Genomic DNA, 19614 nt, shown 5'->3' on the forward strand with positions numbered 1-19614 from the left:
ATCCCGCCAAAGCTCTGGTCACTCTGACGGGATACCCTTTATAACTCCTGTTCATGTTTCTTTTTGGGCTTCTGATGTGTTTCACCTGCCTGTTGTTTCTGTTCTTTGAGTCTTTCCAAAACAGACGTTTTATGAACACTGTCTGCGATTCTGTCCTGACGTTCCTCTGGCACATTTACTTCCGGATTTTCCCCGATACCCTCATCCGCCAGAAGATTTTCTCCCCCTTTCTCATCCATATTGAGCATGGCATTTAATTCTGCCAGACGTTCCATTTTTTCACTCAGTTCCGCTTCTTTCGGAAATGGCTTCTGTACCTCTTCCTGTGCAGTCTTTAACTGCTGTTGTACCGTTTCCAGATTCTGCTCGGTATCTGCCAGCTTTTTCTCGATTGCAGAAAGTGCATTATGAATCCTCTGGATATTACCCAGAGTATCCTTTCCGAACTCAATCTTATAAGAACATTTTCCCTTGAGCGTCATGGTATAAGTATTCGACAGGAAATTATATTCTGAAGAAAGTGCAAAACCATGATATTCTCCGATCTGCCCGGCTGATTTTACAGACTTCAAACCGGATGCTGCTGAAATGAGTGCAACTCCTGCTTCTTTTTTATCTGTATACAGCTTTCCACCGACTGTCATTGCAAAGTGGTCATTATCCTGTAAATCTATTCCTTTTACTACATCTGCATCCACACGCATACCGGCAATCTTCTCTTTTAATGCGGTAATCTGTACTGGATACCGCTTTGCAATATCCGATTCCAGACGATAGATCTGACTGGTGTGGTTCGCTTTCAGAAGTTTCAGCTTACTTACCTGCACATCCAGATCCATTTTCTCCTTAATATATTCGTTACCCGTTGCCAGTGCTTTGATCTCTGCATAGGACAATGCCGTATCATCCACATCCTCACAGGCACGAACCGGGGATTTACTGGTCATAATCTGCGAAATAAACTTCTGTTTGTTTTCCAGAATCTGCCACATGTACGAATCGAAAGTATTTTCCGTTACATACCGAAAGATTTTTACCTTATCATTCTGGTTTCCCTGTCTGAGAATACGTCCCTCCTGCTGTTCCAGGTCAGACGGTTTCCAAGGACAGTCCAGATGATGCAGTGCAAGTAGTCTGTCCTGAACGTTGGTACCAGCACCGAGTTTCGGAGTGGAACCCATCAGGATTCTTACCTGTCCGGCCCGCACCTTTGCAAACAGCTCCGCTTTTCTTACTTCCGTATTATACTCATGAATAAATGCGATCTCCTCTTTCGGAATACCCCGTTCTACCAGCTTATTTCTCACATCATCATAAACATTGAATGTTCCGTCATTTTTCGGTGTACTGAGGTCACAGAAGATCAACTGGGTAGCCTGTGTATCTTTTCCGTCCTCCCATACCTGGAAAGCATTCTCCACACAGGCATTTACCTTGCTTTCCCCTGCATCCGGCAACATATCATTTAAAAGCCTCTGGTCTAATGCACATTTTCTTCCGTCATTGGTAATCTTGAGCATGTTATCTACCCTTGGATCTACCACACCGCCACGAACCTTTTCTGCACGTTCTGAAAAGGCTTCCACCATTTCTTTCTGTTCCTCGCTCGGCTTTAATACTTCATTGATATATTCTGCTTCCGGTACAGGAAGATTCAGCATATCTGCAGTCTGAATATCCGCAGCTTCTTTAAATATGGAGATCAGCTCTGGAAGATTAAAAAAACGGGCAAATCGTGTTTTTGCACGATAGCCCGTCCCTTCCGGTGACAATTCGATTGCTGTAACTGTTTCTCCAAAAGTCGCTGCCCACGAATCAAAATGTCCCATTCCCATATTCATTAAAGTATCATACTGGAGGTATCTCATAATGGTGTATAACTCAGTCATGCTGTTTGATACGGGTGTTCCCGTTGCAAACGTAATTCCTTTTCCTCCGGTTATCTCATCCATATACCTGCATTTCATAAACATATCCGAACTTTTTTGTGCATCGGTCTGTGAAATACCTGCCACATTCCGCATTTTTGTGTATAAAAAAAGGTTCTTATAGTTGTGGCTCTCGTCCACAAACAGCCTGTCAATGCCAAGCTGTTCAAAAGTAACCACATCATCTTTTCGTGTCTGGTCATTCAGTTTTTCCAGTTTTGCTTTCAATGTTTTCTTTGTCTTTTCCATCTGCTTGACCGTATATTGCTGTCCTGCTTCCTCTTTTGCCGCCTCAATAGAAAAAGTAATATCTGCAATCTGATCCTTCAGCAATGCAATCTGTCTTTCTCTGGAAAGTGGAATTTTCTCGAACTGGCTGTGTGCAATGATAACTGCATCATAATCACCAGTTGCGATTCTGGAACAAAACCGTTTTCTGTTTGCCGGTTCAAAATCTTTCTTCGTTGCCACCAGAATATTTGCTCCCGGATACAAGCGTAAGAAATCGCTTCCCCACTGTTCCAGCAAATGATTTGGAACCACATAAAGGTTCTTTTGTGCCAGTCCCAGACGCTTGCTCTCCATACCGGCTGCGATCATCTGAAACGTCTTGCCTGCACCTACGCAGTGTGCGAGCAGTGTATTATTTCCATAAAGGATATGTGCCACTGCATTTTTCTGATGCTCCATCAGCTTAATTTCCGGATTCATTCCCACAAACTGGATATGACTGCCATCATATTCCCTTGGCCGGATGCTGTTAAACCGTTCATTATAAATTTTACAGAGTGTTTCCCGTCGGCTCATATCCTTAAAGATCCACTCTTTAAATTCCTCCCGGATCAGTTCCTGCTTCTGCTGTGCCAGGGTGGTTTCTTTCCGGTTCAGTACCCGGTGTTCCCCATTTGCATCATGTATTGTGTCATAGATTTTTGTGTCACGCAGATTCAGGGCATCTTCCAACAGCCTGTAAGCATTTGCCCTCTGTGTTCCGTAAGTTGCCGTAGAAAGCGGGTTATTGCTGCTGTCCACATTCTTTCCTTTTATGTTCCATTGTCCAGTCACTTCCGCATACTGGACTTTGATACGCTCATAATTGATATGCTGTCGTGGTGTATGGAATGTCTCTGCCATGAACTCTGTAATATAGTCTGGAGAAATCCATGTTGTACCAAGCCTTGCTTCAATCTCGGAAGCATCCAGATCTTTCGGCTGTACTCGTTCCAGTGCCTGTACATTGATCATATATTCCGGGTGGTTTTCTGCAAACTGCCTTGCAATGTTCAGCTTCTCCCTGACATTCCCGGAAAGATACTCATCGGATGGCTCCCATTTATCCGTAAGCGGATTCTTGAAGATAACACCCGTAAGCTCCTCTGTGACCTCCTCCACTGTTTTTCCGGTAAGCTCCATCATATAAGGAATATCTACTTTTGCCTTTTCCCCGATGGATACCGCCAGTGCCTCACTTGCAGTATCTACCGATGTTACCGGCTCTGCCCTGCGGATTGTCCTTTTCGTAAATATGTCTGCTTTCCGCTTCAACTCGCCCTTTTCGTCCAAAAATTCAAGGGAAGTTAAAAGGCAATAGCTGCTGTCCATGCTGAACGCTCTTTTATTCGCATTGCTGCTGAGTAGTCCATACTTGGCAGTAAAGCTGTCATAAACCTGATTCAATTCAGCCTGTAAGCTGGCAACCTCTTCATCACTGCATTCTTCCAACTGCCGTTCCAGAAGCCTGTTTGTTGCATCCCGGATGGCAACCATGCCCCTGACACGTTCGCCTGTCACAACGGGAAGTTCCATCTTATTCATAACAGAATTTTCCCTGTAATAAATATCCTCTCCGACAAGTGCAAAGCTAAAGTTCTTAATGTTCGGATCTGCCGGTATGGATACCACCTGTTCTTCCAGTTCCGTATCCGAAATCTCCTGCTCTGTGATGGTTCCCTGGATATGCTTTACCGCTTCTTTTAACTGCTCTGCCAGATCTGCTCCCTCTTTTGCCTTTACTGTCACTTCCTGTTTTCCGTACTGGGTACTTTCTGTTGTAAAATCTCCAAGCACCATTTCCGGATGATCAGCAAAATAGGAATTGACTGTATAGCCTTCCGGTGTAGTTTTTAACTGTACCCAGTCTGGTTCTGTAATTGCAGCCCTGTCCCTTTTCTGGAAAAACAGAATATCCGCAACCACACTGGTATTGGCATTTCTCTGGAAAGCATTGTTCGGTAAGCGTATTGCCCCAAGCAGGTCTGCCCGGTTTGCAAAATACTGTCGGACTTCCGGATTCTGTTTATCCATTGTACCGCTTGATGTGACAACTGCCACCACTCCGCCCGGACGTACCAGGTCTAAGGATTTTGCAATAAAATAATCATGGATCATAAAGTGGTATCTGTCATATTTGCGGTCACTGACCTGATATGCCCCAAACGGTACATTTCCAATCACGCAGTCAAAAAAGCTGTCCGGGTAACTGGTTTCCTCAAATCCCTGTACTGCAATCCTATTCTTCTGGTAAAGCTGTTTTGCAATTTGCCCGGAAACCGGATCAAGCTCCACGCCGTACATATTTGTGGCACTCATGCTTTCCGGTAAAAGTCCCATAAAGTTACCTACTCCACAGGATGGCTCCAGGATATTTCCCTGTTTCAGTCCCATGTTGTCAAGTGCTTCATACATTGCTTTGATGACTGTCGGGGAAGTATAAAAAGCGTTCAGGGTTGACGCCCTTGCTGCACTGTATTCTTCTGATGTAAGGACTCCTTTTAACTGCGTGTATTCCTCTGCCCAAGCACTGTTTCTTTCTTCAAAAGCCTGTGGAATACCGCCCCAGCCAACATATCTTGACAACACTTCCTGTTCTTCCGGTGTTGCCAATCTCTGCTCCTGTTCCAGTTCTTTCAACAGCCGGATAGCTTCCATATTTGCTTTAAACTTTGCCTTCGGACCGCCAGAGCCAAGATCATCGTCCGTAATATGGAAATTATGAGGTTCCTGCTCTACAATCTGTTCTTTTATATCTTCCGGTTCTATTTCTTCCTCTGGTTTTATTTCCGGTTCTTCTTCTGGTTCACTGATAATTTGCTCCGGTTCCGTATCTTCTATATCTTCTTCTGGTTCGGAAGCACTCACAATATCAAATAAAGACATCTGGTATCCATTTAAGCCATCTGCCTGATCTGGTACTTCCTGTACCGGGAAAATCGTATAGCTGCCTTCCACATACTGATGTACTTCCGTCAAAAGCTGTAATTTCTTCTCATAAGTTTCATTCACTGCTTCAAAATCCAATGGCAGCATTGCCAGGGCATCATCCATCGCCTGTAACAGTTTCTGCGACTGCTCCGAATCATTCAGCATAACAGGAAGTTCTTTTCTTGCTTCTTCATTAAAGAAATCCTGCTTAAACGGACGCTCGATTTCTTCTGGCATTCTTGCATAAAAACTGATTACTTTTCCTGCAATCCGTTCCCTCTCATATTCCGGCATACGGGAATAATCTGCAGAACGTAAGAACTGCTGATTATCAATCAGATAGCCGATTCTTTTTGCAACTTTTGCCCAGGGCAGCAACACCGAGGTATCTGGATTCCCATAGTCCCCTCTCTCCAGTTTCAAACCTTTCCCGTCATAATCTGCATGTGAATTATCTGCCCCACATAAAGCATGGCTCTGACCGCCTATCCCATATTTTTCCTTGATAAAATCTGTCCTTGCCTTATCATCTTCATTCAGGAGATAAAAAGAATAGGTAGAAAGCCTTCCATCCGAATATGGCCCTCCACCGGCAAGAAAAGCATCTATTTCATCCTGCGTAATAAATACCTTATGTTCCTGCCATGTGAATTCATCTCTTGCACTGTATGGAATTACTTCTGCAGCAAATTTCTGAAACTGACCGGATATTCTGATCGGATTATAGGTGCGGAACCGCATAATGCTTTTATCTTCCTCATAAGCCATCGCCAGTCCTTCCAGACGCTCATTCAGATCTGCCAGCCACTGCGGATCTGTCAGTTTCTCTTCCAGATAATCAGTAATTTCTGGATAAATACTGTGAAGATGTGGCAAATCTTCTTCATCAAAGACAAGTTCTGCTACCCCCTCTGCCATATCCGCTTTCATATAGGCAAGTGCCTGGGCATGTTCCTTTATTGCATTCTCCCTTGCAACATCAAGTACGGACTGCGGTGCATACTCGCCTTGTTTCAAAAGCTGATGGATACGACCACTCACATCTTCCCAGGATAAAAACGCTTTATCCAGAATCTGATCAGTAACGGTATGCCCTACTGCAATCTGCAATCCCGTTTCGTCAAACCAGACAGAATATTCCATTCCATTGATTTCAAAACCTTTTCCACCAGTTCCATACTCCCGCTTTACAAACTCCGTATATTCTTCCGGTGTCTGTTCACTCATAAAATTATAGATAATACGAAGCTGGCTTTTACTTCGGTTTCCCCCGGTTCTTAAAACCTCATCAACCACTTCACTTGGAATGGCAATCTCCCCTGCATAGAGGGCAGCTATTCTGTTTTCAATTTCCCTTTTCTGTTCATTTACAGATGGAAGTTCGGGCAAAGATAAAGCAGAGGCGATTTCTTCCTCTGCTTTACTTAACTGATCTTCACTTGTGTCTTCAATTAGTTGTATACCAATTCCGTCAAGATGCTCTCTTCCGCTGTTGCCATCAGACTGTTCATATGGGCTGTCCACGCCATCGGGTTCTCCTCTTTCGACGGTGCCGGATTCTTCTCCAACAGTTTCTCCATCTGTACTTCCAATCTCTTCTGTGCTGTTTTCTCGATCTCCTCCAGATGACGGTTCAGTTTCCCAGTCAGCAACAGGCTCTGATACAGGCTGTTCTTGTGTTCCTTCAGAAATGTCCTCCGCAGCATTCCGTATTTCCCGATCTGTGCTTCTGTCTCCTGGATTGTCAGATTCGGAAACAGATAATCCCCTTTGCGATGATATGTCAGTTCCATGCTCATTTCCTCCTTCATTTTCCTGTGGATATTCGTTTTCTATGATTCTGTTGTTGTTTTCTTCGCTTTCGCGAATTAACGTGTTAAATTTATTATAATTCCTTTCTTCCGAATTTTCAATACCCTTTTTCATTTCTTCTAATGAAATACGGTGTACAAATCTTCCAATATCCACTAACACAGACTCACTGGCCATGCTCGTTGCATTTCCAATAAATGTCAGCACTGATAAGCTGTTATAATCTGTGATATGTACAAAGTCCATTTCTTCCTGCCGTTCCAACGGATCAAGCCCACATCTGGAAGCCAGAGTATAATAAATGCTATCTGTCAACAGACTGCGAAATTCGCTGCGGATGGTATCTTCTTCCAGCTCCTCCAGGTACGTTCCTTCTGTCATATACGTCAAGCCATCCAGATATTCATCCAGGTTTTCTTCCACCATGTATTTTGCTGTTGCCATCAGTGCATCAGAAAGATTTCCTGCGTCCTTAGCTTCCAGTCCGTAAACTTCTTCTAAATGGTTTAATAAGGCATCTTGTTGTTTCTCCTGCAACTGCCACAAATACGGTGTTCTTCCACCTTTTACCTTATGAGTATCCTGAATATCAAATACATACCGGAGTCTTGTTTTCTGCATGGTTTCATCTAAAAGAGCAATTCCCTTTGCTCCTCGATTTACCCACCGCAGCATTTTTTCATTCCATAATTCCAAAGAAGCACAGGCAGTTGCTTTTGGACGCTGTGCGTGGATCAAAAGCTGATCCATAAATGGATACCGATACAGTCTGGCCGCAGTATCCAGATAATTCATCCAGTCTCTCGGTGAACTGCTGATACGGGTTGCATGATATTCTGCAAGTCCCCGTATCTCATCTAAATGAGCCATAACTCATTCCTCCTTCCGTCTGTGCTTTATTTCTTCTTTTTAGGAAACTCAAGACTGAATCTGGCTTTTCCATCTTCCAGCCCCAGTACCAGATCGGCATCAAATTTGCTGTCTTTTTTCTTGGAATACAGTCCTTTCACATGGGTACGCCCCTTTTTCAGAAGCTCCACCGCCATCTTTTTATCCATCGACTTTTTCATATTTTCCAGAAAGCGGTTCGACTTCCACAGAGCAAACTGACAGTTTCTGTCAGAACAGTAATAATTGATTTTTCCCTCGTATACTTCTGAACCACACACTGGGCATTTTCCAATCACTTCCCTTGCAGTCTGAAAACGATTCCGTTCTTCTTCCGGGATTGCCCTGCACAAAGAAAGAATCTCATTAATCATGGATACAATCCCATTCATAAATTCATCTTCCTGGATTTTCCCCTTTTCCATCATCAGAAGCTGATTCTCCCATTCTGCTGTCAGGCTTGCAGATTTCAGATTCTCCGGCATTACATGAATCAACTCACATCCTGCTACTGTAGGAAGAATCTGTTTTCCTTTACGTTCTGCATAGCCAGAAACTACCAGCTTTTCGATGATATTGGCTCTGGTTGCCGGTGTCCCAAGTCCTTTTTTCTCTGTTTCAGAATCAAATTCCTTATTCCCTGCTGTTTCCATTGCAGCAAGCAGGGTATCTTCGGTAAACATCTTCGGCGGAGAAGTGTAATGTGTACTCTTCTCTGCTTTCACAGAGGCAAGAGTCATTCCTTCCTCATATCCTTCTGGAAGTTCTGTCTTATGATCCGGTTCATCAGATTTCTTATCCTTTACACAGTATTTCCGAAAGGCTTCTTCCACTTCTTTGAAGCCCATCTGCACAGGCAGCTTCCCTTTTGCAGTAAACTCATGTTCTTTGCACTGTACGGAAATTTCTGTCTGCTCATAAAGGTACTCTTCCCCTGTTGCCTGAACAAGCTGCTGTCCGATCAGCATCAGCAGATTTTTCTTTCCACTGGAAAGTCCTCCCATGCCTTTTTCCATTGCTTCTTTTGTCGGCAGTATTGCATGATGATCAGATACCTTTGCATTATTAACCACACGATCTATGTTTTCTCCAGTCTGTTCAGATTTCAGAAACGGAAGAAAATCTGTCATGCCTTCGACAAGCATTTTTACCGTTTCTTTCATATCTTCGGTTACATACTGACTGTCTGTTCTCGGATAGGTAACCATCTTTTCTTCGTACAGCTCCTGCAGCATATCCAGTGTCTTCTGGGCAGTGTATCCGAAAAAACGATTTGCTTCCCTCTGCAGACTGGTCAGATCATAAAGTTTTGGTGGGAAAGTCTTTTTCTGTTCTCTTTTTACCCTTGTGACCAGTGCTTCTGCCCCATCACAAAGTTTTCTTAATTCTTCCGCTTCCGTTTCTAACGGGATACTCTCTGACGTTACCGTAAGTTTCCCATCTGACAGGGAAACCTTATAATAGGCTTCTTTCTTGAAATGCTCAATTTTCTCTTTTCTTTCTGTCAGCATGGCAAGCGTTGGTGTCTGCACTCTGCCAACTACCAGACGTTTAAAATATCTGGTTGTGTAAGCTCTCGTTGCATTCATTCCAATCAGCCAGTCCGCCTGTGCCCTGCATACCGCAGCATTACAAAGCCCTGCATATTCTCTCCCGTCATTTAGGGACTGGAATCCTTTCAGGATCGCTTCATCTTCCATTGAGCTGATCCACAGACGCTTCACTGGTTTTCGACAGTCTGCCAGATCATAAACTCTTTTAAAAATCAGTTCTCCTTCTCTTCCAGCATCACAGCCATTAACCAGATACGCTACATCTTCCCGGTTCATTAAGCTACACAACACTTCAAACTGCTTCTTTTTATCTTCTGATACCTGTACTTTCCATACTTCCGGGATGATCGGCAAATCCTCAAACTGCCATTTTGCATATTTTTCGTCATAAATTTCCGGTGGTGCATATTCTGCCAGGTGTCCCAGACACCAACTGACAATGCAACTGTTCCCCTCCAGATACCCATCCTCTCTCTGATAAGCAGATAAATTTTTTGCAAGACTCTGTGCCACACTTGGTTTCTCTGCAATTACTAAAAATTTCGCCATATTTTCCTCCTGTTCCTGTCAAAAAGGCAGTCCATAAAGAACTGCCCTTTCTCCATACCTTATGATTTTTCGTTATTTCTGCTGGTCTTCTGCATTTTCTTCATCTTCATTGATGTAACTGTCATCAGCAAATTCCAGACCTTCCTCTACAATTCCGTCCTCTTTTTTCTTTCGGAATTTACTTAAAGCAAAAGCAGCTAAAACGCCGAATGCCAGCACAATGCCTCCACCCAGGACTGCAGAACCAAACATTTTATTACCACTGGATTCCTGTTTTACTTCTGTTTCTGGCTGTACGGTAGTTTCCGGTTCTGGTGTTGTGGTTATTTCCGGAAGAACAACTGCAGATTCCTCTTTTTTCTCAGTTTCTTCATTTTCATCTAAGAACTCTGCCAGATCCTGTTCATCTACCAGTGACATCATGTACACATTTTCAGAAGTACCGGAACGGTCAATAACCATATAAAAGGTATTTCCATTCTTTGTCTGGACAGTCAGAAACTGCTTGGAGCTGTCATTCTCCTTATCATCCACAAGTTGTCCGTTTCCCGGCGTGGAAAATGGTGTTCCCTCTGTGGCAGGCTGCTCCGCCGGCTGTTCTTCTATCACCTGTTCCGCAGTTTCAGCCTGCTCTGCGTTTTCATTTGCCTGTGCAAAAGCGGTCACACTGGCAGAACCAATCAGCATCGTTGCCGACAACATAATCATTAAAACTTTTTTCATTACTTTATTCTTCATCTTCCAAATCCTCTCTTTCTTCTATCAGTCCGGTTGACATTTCGCTATCCATATTTTCTTCTTTCTTTATACCCGTTTCAGAACTATCCATAGAAAGATTGCCCTCTTCATCAAACTGCATGGTAACTGTTCCGTTCTGAATTCCATCCAGAAAAGTCAGCATCTTTCGGCTGTCCATCTTCATGGAACGGATTGCCTTAATAATTTCTGCATCTTCCATCTGCTTTTTCTGGATTCTCAGTTGCCTTACATGCTCCTGCAGTTCCAGAATCTTGTTTTCAGTTTTCTGAATGTCATCCAGAACCTTTTTTAACCGCATATTCATCTCTTGTTCGCTCCCTTCTAGTGAAGTCTGCCAAATGCCATAAAATGTTGCTGCCAGTAAGAACTTGCAATGCTTGTATATTGAATCGGATTTCCACAATGAATCATCATGTTATTTCCTACATAAATTCCAACATGGCTCGCTCCCGGCGTATCATAAGTTCCCTGGAAAAAGATTAGATCTCCCGGCTTTGCATCAGATGGAGATACATAGGAACAATAAGAACGAAGCCCGTCCGCTGTTGTTCTTCCCACGTTCCATCCATTTCCGCAATTATTGATTACCCAGCATACAAAACCAGAGCAGTCAAAACTGGTAGATGGCGATGCACCGCCCCAGACATACGGATAACCAAGATATTTTTCCGCTTCCCGGATCATCTTGGCAAACTGCGGATCAGAAAGTGCTTCTGCCGGAATATCATATCCAAAGCCTGCCCCACCTGTCGGAATTGTGTTAAGGTCAAACAGATAATCACGATTTCCATAGTATTTGTTGTAAGCGTCATACTGCTCCTGTTCCTTATCTGTCATACGGTTTCTTAAAACTGCATCCAGGTTATGGTTCGTAAGTGTTACATCCAGCCGGTTCACTTCTCTTGTTGTCGTTACTTCCACTTCCTGACTTCCATTGCTGTCTGCTATGTATGCTTCCCAGGTCCGATGCCCATGTGCTGACGCAGAAGCATGATCGCCATAAAATACATCAAACTGCACACCATACTGTGCAAAATTTCCGGTATCCTCAACTACATACTCCACGCCATTCATAATGACATGGGTTCCCATTGGCACAAATGGATTGGAAGCATCTACCGCAATCGTATGATTTGCCTGTGGATAGGCTCCACTTGCTGTCGGGCCTCCACTCCACTGTCCGCAACAGATCGGGCAGTTACAATATCCACTGGTTACAACCTGTCCCAATGATTCTCCAACCCTGACCGTTTTCTTTTCTGTTACGGTTTCTCGTGTCGAATCCGTATATAAGCCATACTGTTCCTTAAAAATATCCTGAATCTCATCTGCAACCTCTGCATAGGTAAAACCGCCGTACTTGACTGTCAGATAAGAAATGAGTTGATACGGATTGTGTCCGATCTCATCAATCTGGAACTGGAACTCGTCATAATCGGAATGGTTTGTTTTCATCTGATTGATCTGTTCATTCAGTGCATTTTCCAAAGCCACATAAGCATTTTCCGCAGCATAAATATCTGCATCCTCGCTGGAATAACTGGTAGAAATAATAGCATTGGAACTTCCTTGGAATAACGCAGCACAGCTTGACAGACTCGTCGCCATCAACGCAAACAGCAGAACCAGAACTCCTATGGACAGGAGGATATTCCTGTTCTGTGCCACAAGCTCCTTGACCGCAGCTTTGGCTTTTTCTGTAAATCGCTGTGCATTTACAAGCACTGCATCTTTCACAGCCTTTCCCTGTTTCGCAGCCTGATACTGCTTCTGGTAACGCTTTTTCTGCAATAATTTCTTTAAGGCAGACTGCTTTTTCTGCTCTGCTTCTTTCTGAACCGCCCTTTTTGCTTCATCGGAAGCACTGGTGCCAAACTGCAGGCGGAATTTTTCTGTTTCTTCCAGAACAGATTCCCTTAACCGGTTATTTCTCTGTCGGTTCTCTTTCAATCGTTCCCGAACGTAAACAGACTTTCTTGCAAGACTTTCTCCTGCAAGCTCCATCTGACCTGCCGCATCAAGAGCAGCATTATCATCGGTATCTTCTCTGACCTTTTTCTGACCATAATCAGATACCGTTTCCGAAACGGCGGAAGCTCCCCTTTTTGCCATCCCACTGCCAGGAATCACACCCTTGCTTTCATCTTCAAAGGAAAGCCGGGATTTTGATTTCTTCTGTTCTTTTCGTATCTGTTCCCTTTTTGTCTTGCCTTTGATCTCTTCCCGAAAATCTTCCATTGATTTTTCATCAACTTCTGACTTTTCATGGTAGCGTTTCTGCTCTTTTGCTGCATAGGCTGTGACCATCTTTTTCTTTCGATTCTGCCTGTCCGTTTCTGTTATTTCAGAATCACGTTCAAATTTCCGTTCCGGATGCCCCCGGATACTTTCTTTCCGAAGTCTGGAACGTGAAACAGACGGAGATTTCTCCCCGCCTGCTTTATCATCACTCATTTCTGAGTTTTCCATTTCTTCCGCTTCTGCAATTTCTTCCTGTTCCAGAAAAGCATGTCTGGACTGCAGCCTGTGCTTTCCTTCTGTCACTTCCTCAACCGTTTCTTCTGCAGTATGAGTTTTTCTGACCTTTCCAAAGTCCAGCTCCTGTTCCCTGTGTCCGGCTGTTTTCTTCTCATCTGCCTCACGCCCGGTAATTCGCTTTTCCTTTTTACTGCGAAGATTTTTTTCCCGGAGTCCATCCCTGCTCATCTTCTGGACAGTCTTGTCCCTTGCTTTATATTCATGCTCTTGCATGGTCATCATCTCCTGATCTATGGTAATTTTCCGTTATTTTTCTTTGCAACCAGTACCATACGCCCATTTTTCTGGGAATACTCACAAGTAGACAGTGTAAGTAACTTATCTCTGTATTTTGCTGTTGTTCCTGTTTGATAAAGTGATTTTTCCTTAACGGAGGCAACAAATTTTTTATAATCATCCACTGTTCCCGCTTTGATAAAACTGTAATAATCAAAATCATTTCCTGTATAAACGGGTGTTGTAAATACTGCAAATATCTGATACTGTTCATTTCCCCATATCGTGCGGAACAGGATTGTCGGATGTTCTTCATAAAATCCTTCGTCCTTATATTTTTCAAGGTCAGCAAACATCTTCCCACTGTTCATGTGATGTCCATATATGATCAGATTGTCCGAATCTCCTGGTACACATTCCTCTGCCAGAAATAAACAGCCATTTGCAGAATATTCCCCGTTAAAATCCCGATGCAGATAATAATTTTTATCTCCGGGCCGGTACATGACCGGATAATCTATTCTCGTCCCATCAATGGTCAGCCAGCCAATACAATCTGAATTTTCTTCATGCAATGCCAAAATTCCAGCATCTACCTCTAAATCGTCGGAAGTATCTTCTTCTGGATCGTCCTCTTTTTCCTGCATAAGTTCCTGCAACTCTTGCTGTAATTGGTTATCCTGTCTTTCCTGCATAAAAAATCCCATCAGGAAATACAGACTGATCGTAAGCAATATAACGGATATAGAAAGTAACAATCCTGCCACCCATTTTCTCATACTCTGCTGTCACCTCTTTAACTATCATCTCTGCCTTTGATGCCGAGTTTTTCACGCTTCTCTACATCTTCCGGCTTCGATGACATTAACGCATAAAGCATAAGGGTATTATCGAATCTGTCCTTAAATGGAATAATTGTATTTCCATAAAAAATCAGCCCTTCTCCCTCTCCACTGTTTGTTACATAGGAAAGCTGGTGTGTTGAAATATTAAGCTGTTTTGCCAGAATCTGTCGATCCCCGGATGCCTGGTTGAGCATCAGGATAAAATCTGAGTTTTCAAAGATATTCTCGATTTCCCTTGATGCAAGCAGATCTTTTACGTTCTGCGTGATACCAGTCGGAATACCTCCCCACTTCCTGAATCTCTTCCAGATTTCCACACTGTACGCTGCTGTCTGTTCCTCTTTCAGCAACAGATGGAACTCATCAATGTAATATCTGGTAGACTTATGAGCAGAACGATTGACTGTTACCCTGTTCCAAACCTGATCCTGAACAATCAACATGCCAAGTTTTTTAAGCTGTTTACCAAGGTCTTTAATATCGAAACATACCAGACGATTGTTCAACTCTACATTTGTGCGGTGATTAAACACCTTCAGGGAACCATTTACATAGATTTCCAGTGCTGTTGCCAGCCGCTGCGACTCTGTCTCTTCCTGTTTGCGAAGCAGATTATATAAATCTTCCAGAATTGGCATTTTCTCTGGAACCGGATCAGCAAGATAGTCCTGATATACCAGACGTACACATCGGTCAATGATTGTTTTTTCCACTGGTTCCAGACCATTTTTCCCTCCTACTACCAGTTCACAAAGCGAAAGGATAAAATCTGATTTCAGAGATAACGGATCGTCATCATCCGCATAATTGATATTAATGTCCATTGGATTGATGTAATCATGACTGGTCGGAGAAATACGGATAACCTGCCCGTTAAATGCCCGGACTAACGGAAAATATTCTCCCTCCGGATCACAGATAATAATGTCGTCTTTTGTGACAATAAATACATTGGTAATCTCTCTTTTTGCTGCAAAAGATTTACCAGATCCAGGAGTACCAAGTATCAGCCCATTTGGATTCTTCAGCTTTTTCCGGTCTGCCATGATCAGGTTATTAGACAGGGCATTTAACCCATAATAGATAGATTCCCCACCCATAAACAGTTCCTGCGTTGTAAATGGAACAAAAATAGCTGTCGATGTGGTAGTCAATGCCCGCTTGATCGGAATCCAGTTTCTTCCAAGTGGCAAACTGCTCATAAGGCCCTGTTCCTGCTGATAGTCCAATCTTTTTAATGCACAGTTATATTTCTGTGCAATACCTGCCGTCTGGAATACCACATTTTCCAGCTCCTGTTTATTTTTCGCTGTATTTAAAAACACCAAAGTCACAAGAAACATTCTTTCATTTCTCGACTGTAAATCTTCCAGAAGTCTTTTCGCTTCCCCTCCGTATGTATTCAGGTCAGATGGAATAATATCCATATCATATCCGGAGCGTACCGCTTTTTTCTGTTCCTCAATTTTCATGCGGTTAATGTCCGTAACCTTACTCTTGACCAATTTGATTGCTTTCATCTGGTCGATGGACTGGATATGCAGATTAACAAGCAGGTTACAGTCCATTTCCAGAAATTCAGCAAGCATTTTATCCGTCAGCTCTGGTGCCAGAATCTGCAGATAGGATACTGCTCCGATGGTATCTCCCATCTGAAAATCCTTTCCATTTTTGAACAGGAAACTGGATGGTGCAATATAATCCTTTGTATTCAGCCCGGTACGCAGCATATCATCATAGCTGAACTTGAATGGTACTTTGACATTCTGGTTGAATGTTTCATACATGATCTGCAAACGCTCCACACCATTTAACGGATACGCAGATACCCCGAAAACTTTAAAATTATTTAGTATGTCTGTTTCGATACGTTCCAGTTTTGGTTTTGCTTCCCGGATATTGTCAGCTTCAATTCCAAATGTAATGTACTTGGTTCTGACAAGACCATTATTTCCTTTTGCCAACTGATTTCTGAGCATCTGGGCAAACTCCATACGCAGATCATCAAAACTGTCATTCTGCTTTTTAATACGGATCACATCTTCATATTCCGTCATGTTGCTGTGATGATTGATAAAGGACAACTGAAAATGGATGGTACTGTCAAAATAATTCAGGAAATCACACCAGTTCTCAAAAATCGCATTTTTATCCTCATTCTGTGCTAACTGATAGTTGATATCATAAAAACGAATTGTTTTTGAATAATACCCATCCTCCACACGACAGATTCCGTCTTTTCCCATTTCCCTGTATGGAATCGACTGCTGTGCGGTAATGTTTTTCCCTTTATTTCTATTGTCTTTATTCGTGCTGGATATTTGCTTTCCAGTACCTTTTTTTCCACTGGATTTTACAGAACCCGGCGGCTTTGTCTTTTTTTTATGCTTTTCTGCTTTCTTTGCCTGTTTCTGTGCTGCCTTTTCTTCACGAGCAGCCTGTTTTGCCGCCTGCTTCGCAAGTTTTCTTTCTTCCTTTTCGTGTGCCTTATGTAACTTCAGTTCATATTTCTGGGCTTTTTTCCAGGCACGTTTTTCCCGTCTGCTTAATTTACGTCTTGGTCTGCGGACACCTCGGTGTCGCTCCAGTGCTTCATACCCAGTAACCATCGGTACTCCCGTCAAACGCTGTCTGCCCTTTGTATAATCTTCTGCCTCGTCCGAATCAAACACTGGTAAACCATCATCAGAATCCTCTTCATCCAACCACCAGTCATCCGGATGGGAAAATTCTTCTATCTGCTCAGGAAGATTCTTATCGTTTCTTACTTTTTCCACGAACAGTACCTCCTTTCGCTTTTGTCATAATTCTCTTTTTTTCATAAAGGTTTTCTACCTCATATTTCCGTACCGGAGGACGGACAAATTTTACTGTAATCACGTTTTTGAGGACTTTCTCTAAAGGAAGTCCATCTTTCTCATACATGGCAAATAAAAAAGCCGGAAGCATCAACAGACACATTCCGGTTGCCGCATTACTCGAACCAATCAATCCCCTTGACAGGAAATAAAACGGAAGTCCTACTGCCGCTGCAATACCAAGGCAGATAAGCTGTCGTTTTGTAAGATTGAGAATAATTTTATTTTTTACTTTTGTCAGATCTTTTGGTACTGATACAAAAGCCATTTTCATCGTCTCCTTTTCTACATTTAGTGTGCATTAAAGATGCTCTTTGAGAAATTACCTGTTTTCATAAGACTAAAACACAGTATTACTGTATAAGCCATTACACTGAGCAGTGCTGTATGCACATTGTCTGATACCTGTATATTGGCAACCAATACAGAGTAAATGCCCACACACACCATAATAAAAAATCCCTGAAATGCCAGTGCAAACAATCCTCTTAAATAATTGCTGCCAATCTGTCCCCATTCCCGATTGCTCATAGTGGCAAATGGAATTGCACCGATTGACGAATACAGATAAATTTCTATCATACGGCCATACAAAATAACCGTTATAAAAACGGATATAACCTTTAGGCACAGACTCGCCAGAAGCGTTTCCAGTGCCAGTATAATCAGCTCTCCTATTTCCATTGATTCCATTGCTGTCTCCATCGAGGTGATTACCGAATCAATATTGATTGCCGTCTGCTGGTTGATAACACCTGCAGCCCGGTTCACTACATTCTGTCCAACATCAAAAATTGCCATTGTGATCGTAAAAGCATTGCTTACGAACCATACTGCAACCCACATCTTGAAGAAATATTTGAAAAACATCCATGTATCTATATCATGCATGTTATTCTTTTCGGTGAGCATGGAAATCAGCTCATAACACAACACAAAAGTTATGATCATTCCGGCAATCGGTACGATCACAGAATCCGACAGATTTTGGATCAAGCTGAAAATACTGCCACTCCAGCCCTGGGGCGTTTGCCCAACCTGACTTGCAATATCACCGGTTTTTTCATTCACATCGGTAAACATGTTCGTCAGGTTTGAGCTGACCATGCCTGTAAGGAGGTTACGCATCCATTCTTCTATGGACTCAAAAATCTTATCCATGCGTGTTCTCCTTTCCTACTGCCCCGGCTAAAACAAATTCGCCAGTAATGGTACAAGCTGTGTACCGATCAGAACGACACCTCCACCTGCCATAAGCTGCTTGATTCCCTGGGACTTGGCTCCGGGATTGTCATTTCCATATCCCTCCAGAAGATTGATAACTCCCCAAACTGCCAGACCAGCTCCGATTGCAACAACCAGAGTCTGTAAAATATTAATTGCGGATGTAAAAAACGCCATAATCTATGTTCTCCTTTCGTAACTGCTGTTTCATTGTGATTTTCAAACGGTTACTACTCGGAGGGTTCCGCCCTGATGGGCGGTCTTTCATGCTTACGCATATCGCTACCTCCCAAAAGGGCATAAAAAAAGAGCTATGTATGTTTTACGTTACATGCTCTGTGCCTTCATTTTCACTATTTGATTGTTTTTCCAGTTCACTGCCTTCATACACATAAAGGTCGAACGCTTCTTCCGGATTTAACCGGACTTCCATCTGATGCTTCATGTATTCTTCCACATGGAACTCATTCTTTTTATCATAATCGGATAACTGCTTATACCGTTTATGTTTTGTAATGTCAAATTTATCACTGTAAAACGGACGGACACCACGAAGCTGTAAAATACATTTATTACCGTCCATGACTGCCAGTTCATCCCGGCTCATCAGTTCTTTTCCCGTTTTCTGATAATTCAGACCATAAGACCGGCTCTGGCCTCTTGTATCAGAAGTGTTATATAAATCAATCGTTTCCTTTCCCAGTGTCTCCGAAATTTCTTTCAGAGTTGTACTTTCCTTTCCACCAAGGAACAGCATGGTATCGCAGTTGCCTGTGATAGTTTCGGCGGCATCCTTGTAAATGGTCTTGAGCTGTGATTGTGACTGCAGAATAATAGATGCGGAGATTTCTCTGCTTCGGATCGTTGCAATCAGCTTATCGAACTTCGGAATTTGACCGATATTTGCGAACTCGTCACAGAGGATTCTTACATGATAAGGCAGTCTTCCATGATGAACGTCATCGGCTCTGTCACATAACAGGTTAAAAAGCTGACTGTACATCATGGCAACCACAAAGTTAAATGTATCATCCGTATCAGAAATTACAATAAACAATGCGGTTCTTTGATCTCCAATCATATCCAGCTCCATCTCATCATAAGACATAAGTTCCCGCAGTTCCGCAATATCAAAGGGTGCGAGTCTTGCACCACAACTGATCAAAATACTTTTTGCTGTCTTTCCAGAGACAAATTGTCAAGGACTTTTTCATCAAATTCACAAAAAATCCACAAAAAAGGT

General features: G+C 42.8%; 11 protein-coding genes and 1 pseudogene. All 12 read right to left on the reverse strand.

Annotated features, from left to right (window positions below):
• Nucleotides 1–38: 38 nt before the first annotated feature.
• Nucleotides 39–7811, reverse strand: a complete 7773-nt coding sequence (locus tag DWX61_RS19720) for a helicase-like domain-containing protein (protein ID WP_118401256.1) — start codon at nucleotides 7809–7811, stop codon at nucleotides 39–41.
• Between the two features lie 26 nt (nucleotides 7812–7837).
• Nucleotides 7838–9931 (reverse strand): type IA DNA topoisomerase, encoded by a 2094-nt coding sequence (locus DWX61_RS17830; RefSeq protein ID WP_118401257.1) that lies wholly within the window; start codon nucleotides 9929–9931, stop codon nucleotides 7838–7840.
• Between the two features lie 72 nt (nucleotides 9932–10003).
• Nucleotides 10004–10669, reverse strand: a complete 666-nt coding sequence (locus DWX61_RS17835; protein ID WP_118401258.1) for a CD1107 family mobile element protein — start codon at nucleotides 10667–10669, stop codon at nucleotides 10004–10006.
• Nucleotides 10659–10988 carry a DUF4315 family protein gene (locus DWX61_RS17840; protein WP_227190458.1) on the reverse strand — a complete coding sequence of 110 codons (330 nt, stop codon included), beginning with the start codon at nucleotides 10986–10988 and terminating at the stop codon, nucleotides 10659–10661. The genes DWX61_RS17835 and DWX61_RS17840 overlap by 11 nt, the downstream gene beginning before the upstream one ends.
• Before the next feature lie 23 nt (nucleotides 10989–11011).
• Complete coding sequence (locus DWX61_RS19725) at nucleotides 11012–13441, reverse strand: CD1108 family mobile element protein (RefSeq protein WP_118401260.1); 2430 nt, start codon at nucleotides 13439–13441, stop codon at nucleotides 11012–11014.
• Nucleotides 13442–13458: 17 nt separating this feature from the next.
• Nucleotides 13459–14151 (reverse strand): class B sortase, encoded by a 693-nt coding sequence (srtB, locus tag DWX61_RS17850; RefSeq protein WP_286188092.1) that lies wholly within the window; start codon nucleotides 14149–14151, stop codon nucleotides 13459–13461.
• On the reverse strand, nucleotides 14120–14251 hold the full coding sequence (locus tag DWX61_RS19450; RefSeq protein ID WP_279289720.1) for a hypothetical protein: 132 nt from the start codon (nucleotides 14249–14251) through the stop codon (nucleotides 14120–14122). Before DWX61_RS19450 ends, srtB begins: the two co-directional genes overlap by 32 nt.
• The gene (locus DWX61_RS17855) at nucleotides 14241–17066 is read right to left on the reverse strand and encodes a VirB4-like conjugal transfer ATPase, CD1110 family (protein WP_118401262.1); all 2826 of its coding nucleotides are present in this window, start codon (nucleotides 17064–17066) and stop codon (nucleotides 14241–14243) included. The genes DWX61_RS19450 and DWX61_RS17855 overlap by 11 nt, the downstream gene beginning before the upstream one ends.
• On the reverse strand, nucleotides 17044–17415 hold the full coding sequence (locus DWX61_RS17860) for a PrgI family protein (protein WP_118401263.1): 372 nt from the start codon (nucleotides 17413–17415) through the stop codon (nucleotides 17044–17046). The genes DWX61_RS17855 and DWX61_RS17860 overlap by 23 nt, the downstream gene beginning before the upstream one ends.
• 23 nt (nucleotides 17416–17438) lie before the next feature.
• Nucleotides 17439–18308: a VirB6/TrbL-like conjugal transfer protein, CD1112 family gene (locus DWX61_RS17865; protein ID WP_118401264.1), complete on the reverse strand. Its 870-nt coding sequence runs from the start codon at nucleotides 18306–18308 to the stop codon at nucleotides 17439–17441.
• Between the two features lie 27 nt (nucleotides 18309–18335).
• Nucleotides 18336–18548, reverse strand: a complete 213-nt coding sequence (locus DWX61_RS17870; protein ID WP_005421639.1) for a Maff2 family mobile element protein — start codon at nucleotides 18546–18548, stop codon at nucleotides 18336–18338.
• Nucleotides 18549–18693: 145 nt separating this feature from the next.
• Nucleotides 18694–19569: pseudogene (locus DWX61_RS17875) on the reverse strand (VirD4-like conjugal transfer protein, CD1115 family); the annotation flags it as partial.
• Nucleotides 19570–19614: the final 45 nt, after the last annotated feature.

Origin of the sequence: Ruminococcus sp. AF20-12LB (assembly GCF_003478985.1) — a bacterium.
GTDB lineage: Bacteria > Bacillota > Clostridia > Lachnospirales > Lachnospiraceae > Blautia_A.